The following is a 15,872-nucleotide window of genomic DNA, read 5'->3' on the forward strand; positions in this document are numbered from 1 at the left end:
GCGGCAGCCCCGCATTCAGGAATTGATGGAGTCATTGCGATGAGTACCGCTACCCCGGAGACACTGGGCCATCCGCACGACCACGCGCACGATCATGGTCACGATGACCACGCGCACGATCATCCGCACGGCTGGCGACGCTGGCTGTTTGCGACCAACCACAAGGATATCGGCACGCTGTACCTGCTGTTCGCGTTCACCATGCTGCTGTCCGGCGGCGTGCTGGCGCTGCTGATCCGCCTGGAGCTGTTCGAGCCGGGCCTGCAGTTCTTCCGTCCCGAACTGTTCAACCAGTTCACCACGATGCACGGTCTGATCATGGTGTTCGGCGCGATCATGCCGGCGTTCGTGGGCTTCGCGAACTGGATGATCCCGCTGCAGATCGGCGCATCGGACATGGCCTTCGCGCGCATGAACAACTTCAGCTTCTGGCTGATGCCGCCGGCCGCGCTGATGCTGGTCGGCTCGTTCTTCGTGCCGGGCGGCGCCACCGCCGCGGGCTGGACGCTGTACGCGCCGCTGTCGGTGCAGATGGGCCCGGGCATGGACCTGGCAATCTTTGCCATGCACATCATGGGCGCGTCGTCGATCATGGGGTCGATCAACATCATCGTCACCATCCTCAACATGCGCGCGCCGGGCATGACGCTGATGAAGATGCCGATGTTCTGCTGGACCTGGCTGATCACCGCCTACCTGCTGATCGCCGTGATGCCGGTGCTGGCCGGCGCCATCACGATGGTGCTGACGGACCGCCACTTCGGCACGAGCTTCTTCTCGGCCGCCGGCGGCGGCGACCCGGTGATGTACCAGCACATCTTCTGGTTCTTCGGGCACCCCGAGGTGTACATCATGATCCTGCCGGCGTTCGGCATCATCTCGCACGTCGTGCCTACCTTCGCGCGCAAGCGCTTGTTCGGCTACAGCTCGATGGTGTACGCCACGGCGTCGATCGCGATCCTGTCGTTCATCGTCTGGGCGCACCACATGTTCACCACTGGCATGCCGGTGACTGGCCAGCTGTTCTTCATGTACGCGACGATGCTGATCGCGGTGCCCACGGCCGTGAAGATCTTCAACTGGATCGCCACCATGTGGCGCGGTTCGATGACGTTCGAAACCCCGATGCTGTTCGCGATCGGCTTCATCTTCGTGTTCACGATCGGCGGTTTCACCGGCCTGATGCCGGCCGTGGCGCCGATCGACATCCAGCTGCAGGACACCTACTTCATCGTGGCGCACTTCCACTACGTGCTGGTGGCGGGCTCGCTGTTCGCGCTGTTTGCGGGCTTCTACTACTGGGGGCCGAAGTGGAGCGGCTTCAAGTATGACGAGATGCGCGGCAAGATCCATTTCTGGGGCTCGCTGATTTTCTTCAACGTCACCTTCTTCCCGATGCACTTCCTGGGTCTGGCCGGCATGCCGCGTCGCTATGCCGACTATCCGACCCAGTTCACGGACTTCAATGCCGTGGCGTCGATCGGTGCGCTGGGCTTCGGCCTGATGCAGGTGTACTTCTTCTTCGCCGTGGTACTGCCGTCGTACCGTGGCGGCGAAGCTGCCGGCGACAAGCCGTGGGATGGCGCGGAAGGCCTGGAATGGACCGTGCCGTCGCCGGCGCCGTTCCATACCTTCGAAGAACCGCCGTTGGTGAAGTAATCGCACTCACACAGGCCGGATGCGTCGCGCATCCGGCCAATCCGATCCGCACATCATGCAGCCCTCAGTAAAAAGCCCGTCGCAGCAGGAGCGACAAGCCAGCCAGAAAGCCGCCAACCGGCGCCTGGGCTGGATCCTTCTGTCGATCGTGATGGTCTTTTTCCTGGGATTCGTTGCCAAGATGAAATTTCTTGGCGGCTGAAAGCCGAAGAGAAGAATGAACTAGCAGGAGACTGGCGTGGACGCGCAGGACAGGGCTATCGAGAAGCGCTTCAACCGCGGCATGATGTTTCGCCTGCTGGTGGTGGTGACGTTGATGTTTGGCTTTGGCTACGCGCTCGTGCCGCTGTACAAGGCGATCTGCGACATTACCGGGCTGAACGTGGTGACCACGCGCGACCTCTACGGTGCCAGCGCGGTCAAGAATACGCAGATCGACAAGAGCCGCACGATCACCGTGGAATTCGATTCCAACGCGCGCGGGCCGTTCGCGTTCCGCCCCGTGAAGCATTCGATGGAAGTGCATCCGGGCGAGTTGACGACGATCGTCTACGAAGTGGCAAACGGACAGGCGCGCGATATTTCGGCTCAGGCGATTCCGAGCTACGCGCCCAAGCAGGCCACCGAGTACTTCAAGAAGGTGGAGTGCTTCTGCTTCAAGCAGCAGACGCTCAAGGCAAAGGAAGCGCGCGAAATGCCGGTGGTCTTCGTGATCGATCCGAAGCTGCCCAAGGATGTGAAGAACATCACGCTGTCGTACACCTTTTTTGAGGTGGGCACGCCGGTAGCGCAGGCGCCGGCAGCCGGCGCGGCCGATGGCGCGGCAGCGCAGCAGGGAGGCTGAGATGGCGATCGACGATCCGGTGCATCGCAAGGCATCGTTTGCGCAGACGGTGCGCGCGGTGTTGTGGTCGTTCATTGGGCTGCGCAAGGGATCGGAACATGAATCCGACATGGCGCGGCTGAACCCGGTGCATGTGATCATCGCTGGGTTGATTGCGGCGGCAGTGTTCGTGACGGTCCTGATCCTGATCGTGCGCGCCGTGGTCAGCCAGGCATAGCAGGGCAGCAGATACAAAGCGAGCACGCCGCCGGCCAGATGTCGGGGCCGGACGCGCGGATAAACATGAATCGAGACTTTGAGCTGGAGATAGAAGAATGAGTGCGAATCGCGCAAACGCCCCGTACTACTTCGTGCCGGGCCCGTCGCGCCATCCGATCACGGCGGCATTCGGCCTGCTGATGACCGGTGCGGGAGCCGCCGGTTGGGTCAACGGGCAACCCTGGGCGCCGTATCTGTGCGGCTTTGGCCTGCTGTGGTTCCTGTTCGTGCTCAAGAGCTGGTTTGGCGACGCCATCGGCGAATCCGAAGGGGGCAAGTACGGCAAGAACATCGACGTGTCGTTCCGCTGGTCGATGGGCTGGTTCATCTTTTCCGAGGTGATGTTCTTCGCGGCGTTCTTCGGCGCGCTGTTCTATGCCCGCACGATCGCCATGCCGTGGCTGGGCGACCTGAACAACAAGATCATCTGGCCGGACTTTGCCGCCGTATGGCCCAACACGGGTCCGGCCGGCACTATCGAGAGCTTTCAGGTGATGGGCCCGTGGCCGATCCCGACCATCAACACGGCACTGCTGCTGACCTCCGGCGTGACGCTGACCTGGGCGCACCACGCGCTGCTGGCCGGCAAGCGCAACCAGGTAATCCAGGGCATGGTGCTGACGATCCTGCTCGGCGCGATCTTCATGTGCCTGCAGGCCTACGAATACATCCACGCGTACCACGAGCTGAACCTGAAGCTCACCTCGGGTGTCTACGGTTCGACGTTCTTCCTGCTGACGGGCTTCCACGGCTTCCACGTGACGATGGGCGCGATCATGCTGGCGGTGGTGCTGGGCCGCGTGCTGAAAGGCCATTTCACGCCGGAACATCATTTCGCCTTCGAAGGCGCCGCCTGGTACTGGCACTTCGTGGACGTGGTATGGCTGGGTCTGTACGTGGTGGTGTACTGGTTGTAATGCACGATCGCCGCTGCGGCGGCGATGCAGTTCCAACAAGAAGCGCCGCGGGAGACATCCTCAGCGGCGCTTTGTTTTTTGCGATACGGCGGCCGGTTCAGGGCGCCATCTGGATGCCGGTGCTGTGGATCCAGCCCATCCAGTGCGCAAACAGGATGAACAGGAACAGCGCCACCGAAAAGCCGACGCGCAGCATCAGCGAGCGCATCATGTTGGGCGTGCGGCCGCGGTCGCGCATCATGAAGAACAGCGCGGAAGCCAGGCTGCCGATGATCAGGATGAAGGCGACGATGATGACGAAGCGCATGAGGGGAGCCGTTTTGGTAGGCGCTCATTATCGCACCGTGCCTGCGCGGGTGAACCCGTGATGACCCGCACGCTCTGGCGCGCGCCGGGCCCGGTGCCGTTGCTGGCCGCGCTGCTCGTCATCGCGGTGACCTGCGCGCTGGGCAACTGGCAGTTGCGGCGCGCGCATGAACGGACCGACCGGGCCGCGCGGCAGGCGGCGCTGGCCGCGCAGCCTCCGCTCGATCTGCGCGGCGACACTGCCGACGCGTCGCGCCTGGTCGATCGGCGCGTGCGCGTGCGCGGCGCCTTCGATGCGGCCCACACCGTGTTGCTGGACAATCGCCCGCATGGTAATGGATCGGACAGCCGCGCGGGATTTCTGGTGCTGACGCCGCTGCGTCTGGCCGGCGGCGGCGGCGTGCTGGTGCTGCGCGGCTGGCTGCCGCGCGATGCGCAGGATCGCACGCGCATCGCACCTTTCGACACGCCGACCGGCGAGATCGAGATCGAGGGGACCGCCCTGGCAGGCGTGCCGCGCGTCTTTGGTCTCGGCCACGATCCTGCAGCGGAGGCCGGCCGCAAGATCCGTCAGAATGTCGATCTTGCCGCCTTTGCGCATGAGATTTCAACGCCACTGGCGCCTGTGGTGGTGGAACAGTCCACCGACCTCGGCGACGGCCTCGCGCGCGACTGGGCCCCGGCCGACTCGGGCGCGCAGCGCAACTACGGCTACGCCGCACAGTGGTTCGGCCTGGCAGCGCTGACCGCGGTGCTGGTGGCCGTGCTGGGCTGGCGCCGCGCGCGGCGCGAATCCGCAACGGCAAGCAACTAACCGAACGATGAACGTACAGACCAATTCCATGCCGCAGCAAGATCCCTCGGTCACGCCCGAATCGCGTGGCGACGCCCGTATCGATGCGCGCACGCGTCGCGGCCGTCTGCAAATGCTGATGTTGCTGCTGGTGTGCGCATCGCCGGTGCTTTTCTCGTATTTCACCTATTACGTGATCAAGCCGAGCGGCGGCAGTACCAACTATGGCGCGCTGATCGATCCGCAACGCCCCATGCCGGCCGCGCAACTGATAGACGAGCGCGCCCAGCCGCAACCGCTGACCGCGCTGCGCGGCAAATGGCTGATGTTGATGACCGATGCGTCTGCCTGTGACGAGGCCTGTGCGCGCAAGCTGTTCACGATGCGCCAGATCCGCGCAGGGCAGGGCGAAGACCGCGAACGGATCGTCCCCGTCTGGCTCATCCCGGACCAGGGGCGTGTGGACGAGCGGCTGTCCAACGCCTACAACGAACCCTATGCGGGCGTGCGTTTCATGCGCATGGATCGCGCGGCGATCGCGCAATGGCTGCCCGCGCAGGATGGCGGCCGCATCGAGGACACGATTTTCCTGGTCGATCCGATGGGCAACCTGATGATGCGCTGGCCCAAGGATCCAGACCCGAAGAAGATGAGCGGCGATCTCAAGAAGCTGCTCAAGTATTCCCGCATCGGCTGATGCATTGACTGATTGACCGGCTGTTCCGAAATGCTGCTCCAGCTCGCCATCATTGGCATCCTGATCGCCCTGTTGCCGCTGTCCTATGTGATGGTGCGCGGCAGCCGTGACAAATATCGCAAGCTCGTGTGGATCACGGCGTTCCTGACGCTCGATCTGATCATGTTCGGCAGTTTCACGCGCCTGACCGATTCGGGCCTTGGCTGCCCGGACTGGCCGGGCTGCTATGGCCATTCCAATCCGCATGCGGCAATGGAGCCGATCCGCGCGGCCGAAACGGCCTTGCCGAGCGGCCCGGTGACGCTGGTCAAGGCATGGATCGAAATGATCCATCGCTATTTTGCGATGGCAGTGGGCGTACTCATCATCTCGCTGATGGTGCTGGCATGGGTCAGGCGGCGCGAACTGAGGCAATCGCCATGGTTTCCGACCGGCGTGTTCCTGTTGGTTTGCGTGCAGGGCGCGTTCGGCATGCTCACGGTGACGATGAAGCTGCAACCGATCATCGTCGTCACGCACCTGCTGCTGGCGATGGCGCTGCTGGCGTCGTTGATTTGGCTCGGGTCGCGCAACGATCCGCCGCATGTGGTGGCGCGCGAGGCGGCGTCGCTGCGCGGGGCCGGACTGCTGGCGATCGTGCTGCTGGTGATCCAGATCTTTCTGGGCGGCTGGGTCAGCACCAACTATGCGGTGCTGGCCTGCACTGACTTTCCGCTGTGCAATGGGCAGATCATCCCGGAAATGGACTTTCGTCATGGCTTCACGCTATGGCGTCAGCTTGGCATGACCGCCGACGGCGATTACATTCCGCACGCGGCCCTGGTGGCGATCCACTGGGTGCATCGCGGCTTCGCCTTCGTGGTGCTGGGCTACCTGCTCTGGTTTGGCCTGCGGGCGCGCCGTATGACCGGTCTGACGCGCCACGCCACATGGCTGCTGGGCGTGCTGGCGCTGCAATTGGCCACGGGCCTGTCCAACATCGTGTTCGACTGGCCGCTGGTGGCAGCGGTCGCCCATAACGGTGGAGCAGCCCTGTTGCTGATGCTGTTGCTCCGTCTCAACTACAATATCGGCCTCGCGACCCGCTCCGCAGGCGCCGCAGCCCAACCGTCCGTTGCCGCGCGCGCCACATGAAGGACAAGATGCCCCCCGTGGTTACAGCTACCCACTCCCATTCCTCCGTGGGCCGATTGCTTCACCTGGCCCGCCAATACGCCGCCCTGACCAAGCCGCGCGTCACGCAACTGGCCGTGTTCTGCGCGATCATCGGCATGTTCCTGGCCACGCCGGGCATGGTGCCGTGGTCGGTGCTGATCGGCGGTGCCGCCGGCATCTGGTTGCTGGCCGGCGCGGCGTTCGCCATCAACTGCCTGGTGGAACAGAAGATCGACGCGCTGATGCGCCGCACCGCATGGCGGCCGTCCGCCACCGGTGAAATCAGCACGCCTCAGACGCTGGTCTTCTCGGCCATCCTGGGCGGCGCGGGCATGTGGCTGCTGCACGTGTTCGCCAATGACTTGACGATGTGGCTGACCTTCGCCACGTTCCTCGGTTACGCGGTGGTCTACACGATCCTGCTCAAGCCCGCCACGCCGCAAAATATCGTCATCGGCGGACTGTCCGGCGCCATGCCGCCCGCGTTGGGCTGGGCGGCCGTGGCAGGCACGGTGCCGGCCGAGGCGTGGTTCCTGGTGCTGATCATCTTTACCTGGACCCCGCCGCATTTCTGGGCGCTGGCCCTGTATCGCCGCGCCGACTACGCCAAGTCCGGCCTGCCGATGCTGCCGATCACGCACGGCGAGCGCTACACGCTGTTGCACATCCTGCTGTACACGCTGGTGATGATCGCCGCCACGCTGCTGCCTTTCGTCTACGGCATGAGCGGCTATATCTATCTGGTCGCCGCTTTGGGGTTGGGGCTGGTGTTCCTCGGCTACGCCTGGAAGCTGTTCCGCAACTATTCGGACCAACTGGCCCAGCGTACCTTCCGCTATTCGATCCTGTACCTGTCGCTGCTGTTCGCGGCGCTGCTGGTCGATCACTACTTCAAATTCGTGCCGCAGGCCTGATGCGCCGCCTGCGGCATCTTGCCGCGCCCGAAGTCGAGGCTGACGCGATCGGCGATACTTTCGGGCGAATCCCTCTTCCCGACACTGCCCGCATGCCGAATTCCGCCTCAGGCTTCTTTGCCACTTTCCGCCGCTTGTGCCTGCTAGCGCTCTGCGCCGCGCTGCTGGGGGCGTGCGGTCAATCCAAGCCGTCGTTCAAGAACGTCGATATTTCGGGCGCGTCGGATTTCGGCCAGGATTTCGCGCTGCAGGATCCGACTGGCAAGACCCGCAGACTGGCCGACTTCAAAGGCAAGGTGGTGCTGATGTTCTTCGGCTACACGCACTGCCCCGACGTTTGCCCGACGACCATGGTCGAGCTCAAGCAGGTGATGGAAAAGTTGGGGCCGGATGCCGACAAGGTACAGGTGCTGTTTGTGACGGTCGATCCCGAGCGCGACACGGCGGCCCTGATGGCCCAGTACGTGCCGGCCTTCGATCCGCGCTTCCTGGGTCTGCGCCCCGCCGATGAAGCCGCGCTGAAGAAGGTGACGAAGGATTTCAAGGTCTACTACGCCAAGGTGCCCGGCACGTCTCCCGAAAACTATACGGTGGACCACTCCGCCGGCAGCTACGTGTTCGACCAGAACGGTCAGTTGCGCCTGTTCCTGCGCCACGGCCAGGGCCCCGAGCCGATCGCGCATGACCTCAAGGCGCTGATGTCCTGAAGCGGCCGGCAGGGCCGCGATGTCCAGCCCGGCGCCCGATGAGCGGCCCCATACGCCGCCTCACAAAGCAAAAACGCCGGTCGATCGACCGGCGTTTTTCGTCTGGCAAGGGCAAGGATCAGGCAAAAGCGGCCAGCGCACCCTTCATCTTCTTCATCGCAGCCGATTCGATCTGGCGGATCCGTTCGGCCGATACGCCGAATTCGTCGGCCAGTTCATGCAGCGTGGCGCCGCCCGAGCCGTCGTCGTTCACGTCCAGCCAGCGGGCCTCGATGATGCGGCGGCTGCGCGGGTCCAGCTTGGTGAGCGCTTCCTCCAGGCCTTCTACCTGCAGACGGTCCTGGCGCTTGGCCTCGAGCACCTTGGTGGGCTCGTTGTGGTTGTCCGCGAGATAGGCGATGGGAGCGAATTCTTCCTCGCCATCGTCGATCTGGCCCTCAAGCGCCATATCGCCACCCGACATGCGGGTTTCCATCTCCATCACTTCTTCGGGCTTCACATTGAGCTCGCGCGCCACGGCTTCAATCTGCTCGGGCGTGAAAGTGTGGGCGCCCTGCTTGTGACTGCGCAGGTTGAAGAACAGCTTGCGCTGGGCCTTGGTGGTCGCCACCTTGACCATGCGCCAGTTCTTCAGCACGTACTCGTGGATCTCGGCCTTGATCCAGTGCATGGCATACGACACCAGCCGCACGCCCTGTTCCGGGTCGAAGCGCTTCACGGCCTTCATCAAGCCGATATTGCCTTCCTGGATCAGGTCCGCATGGGGCAGGCCATAGCCCAGGTACTGGCGGGCGATCGACACCACCAGGCGCAGGTGGGACATCACCAGACGGCGGGCTGCATCGACCGAATCGTTGTCGCGCAGATCGCGCGCAAGGCGAAGCTCTTCCTCGGCGGTGAGCATCGGAATACGATGGACGGCCTGGATATAGCTGTCCAAATTGCCCAGCGTGCCCGGAAACGTCAGCGCAAAGCTGTTCGCGGCAGCACTCTTGGGCGCCGTCGGCAGACGGCGGGAAACCTGGGTTTGATCGGCAGACATGACTGCGTTCACTATGACTCCTTTCGCATCCGGCGGTGGGTTGCCGGTGTGCCCCCTCTGGGACACGCATTGCAACGCATATTAGCACTCGAACCGGACGAGTGCTAAGTTAGAGGAGCTACAAGGTTGATAGTTCCAGCTCATCGAAATCTATTTTCGCATAGCTTCTCACATGGCCCTCCCAAAGTCAGATTCCAGATCCCATAAGGGCTGGCGGGCCAGAGCCGGTCAACAGGAAGTTTAGAGGGCCATTCCGTCCATCGGTTTCATACGAATTCACGTCAAATTCGGGATGAAGAATTGCTGGATTCGCTACACTGAAGTTGTTTCGCCGCCTCATTTCCGGAGATGCCTTCATGTCTGCTATCGAACACTTGCTAAAGCCGCACGTGCGGGACATTGGCGAGTTCACAGTTCGCCGCCTGTTGCCCGCCGCCACCACCCAGACGGTAGGGCCGTTTATTTTTTTCGATCATATGGGGCCCGTCGCGATGGAGCCGGGACAGGGCATGGATGTGCGCCCGCATCCGCATATCGGTCTGGCGACGGTCACATACCTGTTCGAGGGCGAAATCATGCATCGCGACAGCCTGGGCAGTGAACAGGTGATCCGTCCCGGCGACGTGAACTGGATGACGGCGGGGCGCGGCATCACCCACTCCGAACGCTCGCCGACGGCTGCGCGCGAGGCGGGACCGCGCTTGCATGGCATCCAGACCTGGGTGGCGCTGCCGAAGGCGCATGAGAACGATCCGCCGTCGTTTCACCACCATCCTGGCGCCACGCTGCCCAAGCTGGAACTGCCGGGCGTGCGCATGACGGTGATCGCCGGCGATGCATTTGGCGCCGAGTCGCCGGTGCGCGTGTACAGCCGCACGCTCTATGTCGCCATCGAGATGGATGCCGGGGCAAGCCTGGTGATCCCGCCCGAACACGTGCAGCGCGGCGTGTACCCGGTGGACGGCAATCTCGAGCTCGATGGCGAAACGCTGCCCGCCGAACACCTCGTGGTGCTCACGCCGGGCGAGCAGGTGACGCTTACGGCGACCATTCCGTCGCGCGTGATGTTGCTGGGCGGCGATCCCACGGACGGCCGGCGCTTCATCTTCTGGAACTTCGTGGCCAGCAGCAAGGAAGCGATCGAGGAAGCCAGCCAGCGCTGGCAGGACGACCAGTTTCCCCATGTGCCGGGTGAGACCGAGCGGATTCCGCTGCCGGTCCGCAAATAGTGCCAGGTCCACCGCGCGGCGGATGGCCGCCGGGGCCGACCGGAAAGCCTGGGCGCGACGCTAGACCGGGCTGGCCCAGGCCACGCGGGTGGCCTGCTTCAGGCATTCCTTGATCGTGTCGATCTGCGTGACGATGGGCGCGGGCACAGGCACCGTGCCGTCGAGCACCTTGCGGATCCACGCCGCGGTGTCTGCCACATCGGTGCCCGCGGGGAGTTCGGGGACCTCGCCGATCGATCCGCTGGTCGGGTCGACCATGGTCCGCTGGTGCCCATCGTGCAGCCAATCGATGCGGCCGCTGCGGCGCGCATCGGCGACCACTTCGCCCTCGGTGCCGCGCGCAAGCAGCACGTTGGCGGGCTCGTGCGAAAAATAATCGGTGAGCGTTTCGCGATATTCGGGGTGCGTGTAGCTGTAAAGCCGCAGCGCCTCGGCCGGCGTGTGCGCGCCCACCGGCTGCAACATCTTGACGATCGTGTGCGACGAATTGCGCAGGCCGATGATCGCGCGCTTGTCGAGCAGCGTCGACAGCGCCGGCGACAACACATCGATCGGCAACACCGCCAGCGGATGCGAGGCATCGCGCAACTGGTCCTGCGCGGCGCGCGTGGTGGCGCACAACGGCACGCCCAATGCCTCGAACAGCGCCATACTGGTCACGCGGCCATGAAACGCGCGCGAGCCGTGCACCAGCGTCGGCACCCCGTCGCGCGCCAGCAGCAGCGCCAGCAGCGGCACCAGGTTGGGCTGCTTGCGTGCGCCGTTATAGCTGGGGATCACCACCACGGGGCGGTCGGGCGGGGCGGCAAGCGGCAGGCAATGTCGATGCGCCGCCTCGAGCATCCCGGCCAGCTCGTGCGGTGCTTCGCCCTTGATGCGGTACGCCATCAGCACGGCGCCCAGTTCGATATCGGACACGCGGCCCGCCAGCATCGCGTCGAACAAGGTCTGCGCATCTTCGCGCGGCAGCGCGCGGGCGCCATTGACGCCGCGTCCGATTTCCTTGATGTACCTGGCGGCCGAAAATGGCGCGGCGGGGGTGGTGGTCATGATCGTGCCGGATTCGTGGGGTTGGGGTTCATGATAGCGCCAGCCGCATTGCTTCGGCCAACGCCACCGCTCCGCACCGTCGGGCTTGCATGGCCCGGACCCCGCCCGGACGGCCTCAGGCCGCTTCCTGCAACGCCGGATTGCGCTGCTTGCGATACAGGAAGTCCAGCACGGCGGTGCGGCACGCGTGATACGTCCGGTCGTCGGCAAGTGCCACGCGATCGCGCGGCCGCGCAATATCGACGCTGAGGATTTCCCCGATCGTGGCCGCGGGGCCGTTGGTCATCATGACGATGCGGTCCGCCAGCAGCACGGCTTCATCGACATCGTGCGTGACCATCACCACCGTGCTGCGCGTGCGGGCGACAATCTTGATCAGTTCGTCCTGCAGATGAGCGCGCGTCAGCGCATCGAGCGCGCCGAACGGCTCATCCATCAGCAGCACCTTCGGCTGCATGGCCAGTGCGCGCGCGATGCCCACGCGCTGCTTCATGCCGCCCGAGATTTCATGCGGATATTTGTTCTCGGCATGGGTCAACCCCACCAGCGACAACGTGTCGTGCGTGCGCGCCTTCAGCTGCGCCTTGCTTTCGGTGGCGCCAAATACGCGCTCGACGCCCAGGTGAACGTTCTCGAAGCATGTCATCCATGGCAACAGCGAATGGTTCTGAAACACCACCGCGCGTTCCGGCCCGGGCCCGGAGATTTCGCGCCCCGCGCAGATCAGCGCGCCGGTGCTTGGCGTGGTCAGCCCCGCAAGCAGATTCAGCAGCGTGGACTTGCCGCAGCCCGAGTGTCCGATCAGCGTGATGAACTCGCCTTCGGCAATCGACAGGTTGATGTCGCGCAGCGCAACAAACGGGCCCTTGCGGGTCTTGAAGGTTTGCCCGACGTCTTCGATGCAGACGAATTTTTCCATGATGTCCATCCCGCTCAGGAGTTGCCGTAACTGAAGCGGCGCGCCAGCGCCAGTAGCAGATGTTCGAGCACCAGGCCAACCACGCCGATGATGAAAATGGCGATGACGATGTGCTCGACCTTGAGGTTGTTCCACTCGTCCCACAGCCAGAACCCGATGCCGGTGCCACCAGTCAGCATCTCGGCCGCGACGATCACCAGCCACGCGGTGCCAATCGACAGCCGCACGCCGGTCAGCATGTAGGGCAGCACGGCCGGGAACAGCACGCTGCGGAAGATCTTCCACTCCGAAAGATCGAGCACGCGCGCCACGTTCAGGTAGTCCTGCGGAACGCGCGTGACGCCCACCGCGGTGTTGATGATCATCGGCCAGATCGAGCAGATGAAGATGGCCCAGATCGCCGCGGGATTGGCGGCTTTGAACAACAGCAGGCCGATCGGCAGCCACGCCAGCGGTGACACCGGACGCAGCAGGCTGATGACCGGCGCGGCCATCGCGTTCAGGAACGCAAAGCGCCCCAGCAGGAATCCCGCGGGAATGCCGATCACCGCAGCCAGGCCGAAGCCCGCGGCCACGCGCGCCAGCGACGCCAGGATGTTCCATCCCACTCCCTGGTCGTTGGGGCCGTTGCGATAGAACGGATCGGCAAACAATGGCACCGCGGCATCCCAGGTGGCGCCTGGCGTCGGCAATGACGGGATCAGCGTGGCGATGCCGTGCCACACCAGCAGGAACAGCACGAAGCCGACCAGCGGCGGCACGCATTTCAGCACCATGGCGGCCAGCGCGGCGCGGCGCGCGGCCTGCTTTTCCTGCGCCGCCAGCTCGACCGCGCGGCGGCGCGTCTGTTCCTTGGCGTCGGTGTCGATCATTTCCACGGGGGTGTCGGCACGCATGGCAGGACCTTCCGAAGAAGTTTGGGCGATGGCATTCACGGCAAGCTCCGGTAATGGGGAGTGGCCCGTCGCGCCCACGCAGGGCGTCGATGGGCCACGATGAACCGATGGGTCAGGCCTTGATCTTGAAACCGTCGGCGTAGGCCTTCGGGTCGCGGGTTGCGTCCCAGGTCACGCCGTCGATCAGTTTGGCGCTACGGAAATCGCTCTTGGGCAGCGGCACCTGCGCGGCGGCGGCGGCCTGCTTGTACACGTCGATGCGGTTCACCTGCCTGGCCACGGCGAGGTAGTCCGGATGCTCCTTGAGCAGCCCCCAGCGCTTCTGCTGCGTCAGGAACCACATGCCGTCCGACAGGAACGGATAATTCGCCGCGCCGTCCTGGTAGAACTTCATGGCATCCGGATCGTCCCAGGTCTTGCCCAGGCCATTGCTGTAGCGGCCCAGCATGCGGTCCAGAATGATGTCCATATCGGTGTTGACGTACGACTTTGCGGCGATCGTCTCGGCGGTCTTGCGGCGGTTCGATGCAGAGGCGTCGATGAATTTCGACGCTTCGAGGACTGCCGCGGTCATCGCGCGCGCCGTGTTGGGATTTTTCTGCACGAAATCTGCGGTGGTGCCGAGCACCTTTTCCGGGTGGTCCTTCCAGATCGCCTGGGTGGTTTCCGCCGTGAAGCCGATCTTGTCGGCAATTGCGCGCGCGCCCCAGGGCTCGCCCACACAAAACCCGTCCATGTTGCCCACACGCATGTTCGCCACCATTTGCGGCGGCGGCACGGTGATCGCCTTGGCGTCCTGCATCGGATTGATGCCGTTGGCGGCCAGCCAGTAGTAGAGCCACATCGCATGCGTACCGGTCGGGAAAGTCTGCGCGAATACGTACTCGCGCTTTTCCTTTGCCATCAGCGCTTTCAGGCTGGCGCCGTCGCGCACGCCCTTTTCGGCCAGTTTCGACGACAGCGTGATGGCCTGGCCGTTGTGATTCAGGTTCATCAGCACCGCCATGTCCTTCTTGGGGCCGCCGATGCCGAGCTGCACGCCGTACACCAGGCCGTACAGCACATGCGCGCCGTCGAGTTCGCCATTGACGAGCTTGTCTCGCACGGCGGCCCACGACGCTTCCTTGCTCGGCGTGATCTTGATGCCGTACTTCTTGTCGAGCCCGAGCGTAGACGCCATGACCACGGATGCGCAGTCGGTCAGCGGAATGAAGCCGATCTTCACCTCGGTCTTCTCGGGCGCATCGGAGCCGGCAGCCCATGCGCCGCTGCGTACCAGCGGATCGACCAGCGTCATCACGCTGGCGCCGGCGAGGGTCGCCAGCGCGCGCCGGCGGCCGTGGCTCGCGGGCGTGACGTCGGCCGCAGCCTGCTCGGCGGCGGTGGGCTTGGCAACTTTGAGGCGAGAGGGCATTGCGATGGCTCCGAAAAAGAAAAGCGTCCCGAGCCGCGGCCCACCTTCGCCAGAAAGTAGGGTGCGAGTCAGGACGCCGTTGTCCGATGCATCGCGATCATCGTTGAGCGCGTGCACACAAGTTGTTGGTTCCAGTCACTGCGCGGCCGTCGTTGGCCGTGTCCTGCCTAACGCAAGCGCTGTGCCATGCGCGTGGCGGTGCACAATGCGCGCGCCGCGAAGGCGGATTCCCACTTGGAAGGCGCAAAGCTTGTCGACGGTGCCGACGCGGACCCGGGCCGGGGCATGCACCGATCCAGCCCTTTCCGAAAACGTGCGTCCGGCGGCGGCGGCCTCGCGCCAGAGTTGTGCACTGCACCGGGCGCGTGCGCACGCGCCGGGGCGCGCAGCCGCTTTCTGCGAGATCAGCCCATCACATCGATCACGCGCTGGGCTGCTTCCACGAGCTTGATGCCGCGTTCCATGGCCATCGACCGCAGCCGCTTGTACGCCTCGTCCTCGCTGATTTCGCGGGTCTGCATCAGCAGGCCCTTGGCGCGCTCAACCGTCTTGCGCTCGGCCAGTTTGAGCTTGGTGGCATCGAGTTCGGCGCGCAGCTGCTGGTCGAGCTCGAAGCGCGCATAGGCGACGTCCAGAACCGTCTTGACGCGCTCGGCGCGCAGGCCGTCGACGATATAGGCCGTGATGCCGGCCGACAGCGCCGCCTTGATGCGTTGCGCGTCGTCGTTGTCGGTAAACAGCACGATCGGCCGCGGCGCGTGCTGGGTGGAAACGCAGACATGCTCGATCGTGTCGCGCGCCGCCGACTCCGACGCGATGATCACCAGATCGGGCTGCGAGGCCGCGATCACGTCTGGCAGGCGCAAATCGGCGTCGACGGTCTGCACTTCGGTGAAGCCGGCGCGCGCCAGCCCCGCGCGGATCGTTTCCATGTTGAGCGGATCGACGTCATGCGGGTCCCGCACGAGCAGGATCCGCAGCGTGCGGGACGCGGCGGCCGGCGGTGCGCTGGGCGAGGGGGGCGGATGGCGGCGGGTCATGGCGGTCGCTTGTTTGCGATGCAACACGCAAG

18 protein-coding genes are annotated in these 15,872 nt (G+C 64.4%); 11 read left to right on the forward strand and 7 right to left on the reverse strand.

Features of this window, described 5'->3' with window-relative positions; genetic code table 11:
* Nucleotides 1–39: 39 nt before the first annotated feature.
* From ctaD to F7R19_RS25865, 5 genes are all read left to right on the forward strand, one after another.
* Nucleotides 40–1,659, forward strand: a complete 1,620-nt coding sequence (gene ctaD / locus F7R19_RS25850) for a cytochrome c oxidase subunit I (RefSeq protein WP_061957243.1) — start codon at nucleotides 40–42, stop codon at nucleotides 1,657–1,659.
* A 55-nt stretch (nucleotides 1,660–1,714) separates the two neighbouring features.
* Complete coding sequence (locus tag F7R19_RS29915; protein WP_167585487.1) at nucleotides 1,715–1,861, forward strand: cytochrome oxidase small assembly protein; 147 nt, start codon at nucleotides 1,715–1,717, stop codon at nucleotides 1,859–1,861.
* Between the two features lie 36 nt (nucleotides 1,862–1,897).
* Complete coding sequence (locus tag F7R19_RS25855) at nucleotides 1,898–2,503, forward strand: cytochrome c oxidase assembly protein (RefSeq protein WP_150982477.1); 606 nt, start codon at nucleotides 1,898–1,900, stop codon at nucleotides 2,501–2,503.
* Between the two features lies 1 nt (nucleotide 2,504).
* On the forward strand, nucleotides 2,505–2,720 hold the full coding sequence (locus tag F7R19_RS25860) for a DUF2970 domain-containing protein (protein ID WP_061957240.1): 216 nt from the start codon (nucleotides 2,505–2,507) through the stop codon (nucleotides 2,718–2,720).
* A 97-nt stretch (nucleotides 2,721–2,817) separates the two neighbouring features.
* Nucleotides 2,818–3,678: a cytochrome c oxidase subunit 3 gene (locus tag F7R19_RS25865; protein WP_061957239.1), complete on the forward strand. Its 861-nt coding sequence runs from the start codon at nucleotides 2,818–2,820 to the stop codon at nucleotides 3,676–3,678.
* Nucleotides 3,679–3,775: 97 nt separating this feature from the next.
* Here F7R19_RS25865 and F7R19_RS25870 read toward each other — a convergent pair whose 3' ends face one another.
* Nucleotides 3,776–3,985: a twin transmembrane helix small protein gene (locus F7R19_RS25870; RefSeq protein ID WP_061957238.1), complete on the reverse strand. Its 210-nt coding sequence runs from the start codon at nucleotides 3,983–3,985 to the stop codon at nucleotides 3,776–3,778.
* Between the two features lie 60 nt (nucleotides 3,986–4,045).
* Between F7R19_RS25870 and F7R19_RS25875 the strand changes: the two genes are divergently transcribed.
* The 5 genes from F7R19_RS25875 (at nucleotide 4,046) to F7R19_RS25895 (ending at nucleotide 8,250) form a co-directional block, all read left to right on the forward strand.
* Nucleotides 4,046–4,798, forward strand: a complete 753-nt coding sequence (locus tag F7R19_RS25875; protein WP_150982478.1) for an SURF1 family protein — start codon at nucleotides 4,046–4,048, stop codon at nucleotides 4,796–4,798.
* Nucleotides 4,799–4,826: 28 nt separating this feature from the next.
* Complete coding sequence (locus tag F7R19_RS25880) at nucleotides 4,827–5,474, forward strand: SCO family protein (protein WP_223505642.1); 648 nt, start codon at nucleotides 4,827–4,829, stop codon at nucleotides 5,472–5,474.
* 30 nt (nucleotides 5,475–5,504) lie between these two features.
* Nucleotides 5,505–6,608, forward strand: a complete 1,104-nt coding sequence (locus F7R19_RS25885; RefSeq protein ID WP_061957236.1) for a COX15/CtaA family protein — start codon at nucleotides 5,505–5,507, stop codon at nucleotides 6,606–6,608.
* 8 nt (nucleotides 6,609–6,616) lie between these two features.
* Nucleotides 6,617–7,543 (forward strand): heme o synthase, encoded by a 927-nt coding sequence (gene cyoE, locus F7R19_RS25890; protein WP_084004016.1) that lies wholly within the window; start codon nucleotides 6,617–6,619, stop codon nucleotides 7,541–7,543.
* A 92-nt stretch (nucleotides 7,544–7,635) separates the two neighbouring features.
* Nucleotides 7,636–8,250 carry an SCO family protein gene (locus tag F7R19_RS25895; RefSeq protein WP_061957270.1) on the forward strand — a complete coding sequence of 205 codons (615 nt, stop codon included), beginning with the start codon at nucleotides 7,636–7,638 and terminating at the stop codon, nucleotides 8,248–8,250.
* 118 nt (nucleotides 8,251–8,368) lie between these two features.
* On the opposite strand, the gene rpoH is transcribed toward F7R19_RS25895, so the two are convergent.
* Nucleotides 8,369–9,304 carry an RNA polymerase sigma factor RpoH gene (gene rpoH / locus F7R19_RS25900; protein ID WP_150982479.1) on the reverse strand — a complete coding sequence of 312 codons (936 nt, stop codon included), beginning with the start codon at nucleotides 9,302–9,304 and terminating at the stop codon, nucleotides 8,369–8,371.
* 344 nt (nucleotides 9,305–9,648) lie between these two features.
* Between rpoH and F7R19_RS25905 the strand changes: the two genes are divergently transcribed.
* Complete coding sequence (locus F7R19_RS25905; protein ID WP_061957233.1) at nucleotides 9,649–10,521, forward strand: pirin family protein; 873 nt, start codon at nucleotides 9,649–9,651, stop codon at nucleotides 10,519–10,521.
* A 60-nt stretch (nucleotides 10,522–10,581) separates the two neighbouring features.
* Here the strand turns inward: F7R19_RS25905 and ybiB are convergent, their stop codons facing one another.
* The 5 genes from ybiB to F7R19_RS25930 form a co-directional block, all read right to left on the reverse strand.
* A complete protein-coding gene (ybiB, locus tag F7R19_RS25910) occupies nucleotides 10,582–11,571 on the reverse strand; it encodes a DNA-binding protein YbiB (RefSeq protein WP_061957232.1) in 990 nt (329 codons plus the stop codon).
* 115 nt (nucleotides 11,572–11,686) lie between these two features.
* Entirely contained in the window at nucleotides 11,687–12,490 is an 804-nt protein-coding gene (locus F7R19_RS25915) for an ABC transporter ATP-binding protein (protein WP_061957269.1), read from the reverse strand.
* 14 nt (nucleotides 12,491–12,504) lie between these two features.
* Nucleotides 12,505–13,425 (reverse strand): nitrate ABC transporter permease, encoded by a 921-nt coding sequence (gene ntrB / locus F7R19_RS25920; RefSeq protein ID WP_061957231.1) that lies wholly within the window; start codon nucleotides 13,423–13,425, stop codon nucleotides 12,505–12,507.
* Nucleotides 13,426–13,498: 73 nt separating this feature from the next.
* Nucleotides 13,499–14,800 (reverse strand): CmpA/NrtA family ABC transporter substrate-binding protein, encoded by a 1,302-nt coding sequence (locus F7R19_RS25925; protein ID WP_061957230.1) that lies wholly within the window; start codon nucleotides 14,798–14,800, stop codon nucleotides 13,499–13,501.
* 404 nt (nucleotides 14,801–15,204) lie between these two features.
* A complete protein-coding gene (locus F7R19_RS25930; protein WP_150982480.1) occupies nucleotides 15,205–15,840 on the reverse strand; it encodes an ANTAR domain-containing response regulator in 636 nt (211 codons plus the stop codon).
* Nucleotides 15,841–15,872 lie beyond the last annotated feature (32 nt).

The organism is Cupriavidus pauculus (assembly GCF_008801835.1).
In the GTDB taxonomy this organism is placed as follows: Bacteria; Pseudomonadota; Gammaproteobacteria; order Burkholderiales; family Burkholderiaceae; genus Cupriavidus; species Cupriavidus pauculus.

Bases quoted from the DNA above. Each gene is read 5' to 3' on its own strand.
- ctaD (WP_061957243.1), top strand. From the start codon at position 40: ATGAGTACCGCTACCCCGGAGACACTGGGCCATCCGCACGACCACGCG.
- F7R19_RS29915 (WP_167585487.1), top strand. From the start codon at position 1,715: ATGCAGCCCTCAGTAAAAAGCCCGTCGCAGCAGGAGCGACAAGCCAGC.
- F7R19_RS25860 (WP_061957240.1), top strand. From the start codon at position 2,505: ATGGCGATCGACGATCCGGTGCATCGCAAGGCATCGTTTGCGCAGACG.
- F7R19_RS25865 (WP_061957239.1), top strand. From the start codon at position 2,818: ATGAGTGCGAATCGCGCAAACGCCCCGTACTACTTCGTGCCGGGCCCG.
- F7R19_RS25870 (WP_061957238.1), bottom strand. From the start codon at position 3,985: ATGCGCTTCGTCATCATCGTCGCCTTCATCCTGATCATCGGCAGCCTG.
- F7R19_RS25875 (WP_150982478.1), top strand. From the start codon at position 4,046: ATGACCCGCACGCTCTGGCGCGCGCCGGGCCCGGTGCCGTTGCTGGCC.
- F7R19_RS25880 (WP_223505642.1), top strand. From the start codon at position 4,827: ATGCCGCAGCAAGATCCCTCGGTCACGCCCGAATCGCGTGGCGACGCC.
- F7R19_RS25885 (WP_061957236.1), top strand. From the start codon at position 5,505: ATGCTGCTCCAGCTCGCCATCATTGGCATCCTGATCGCCCTGTTGCCG.
- cyoE (WP_084004016.1), top strand. From the start codon at position 6,617: ATGCCCCCCGTGGTTACAGCTACCCACTCCCATTCCTCCGTGGGCCGA.
- F7R19_RS25895 (WP_061957270.1), top strand. From the start codon at position 7,636: ATGCCGAATTCCGCCTCAGGCTTCTTTGCCACTTTCCGCCGCTTGTGC.
- F7R19_RS25905 (WP_061957233.1), top strand. From the start codon at position 9,649: ATGTCTGCTATCGAACACTTGCTAAAGCCGCACGTGCGGGACATTGGC.
- ybiB (WP_061957232.1), bottom strand. From the start codon at position 11,571: ATGACCACCACCCCCGCCGCGCCATTTTCGGCCGCCAGGTACATCAAG.
- F7R19_RS25915 (WP_061957269.1), bottom strand. From the start codon at position 12,490: ATGGAAAAATTCGTCTGCATCGAAGACGTCGGGCAAACCTTCAAGACC.
- F7R19_RS25925 (WP_061957230.1), bottom strand. From the start codon at position 14,800: ATGCCCTCTCGCCTCAAAGTTGCCAAGCCCACCGCCGCCGAGCAGGCT.
- F7R19_RS25930 (WP_150982480.1), bottom strand. From the start codon at position 15,840: ATGACCCGCCGCCATCCGCCCCCCTCGCCCAGCGCACCGCCGGCCGCC.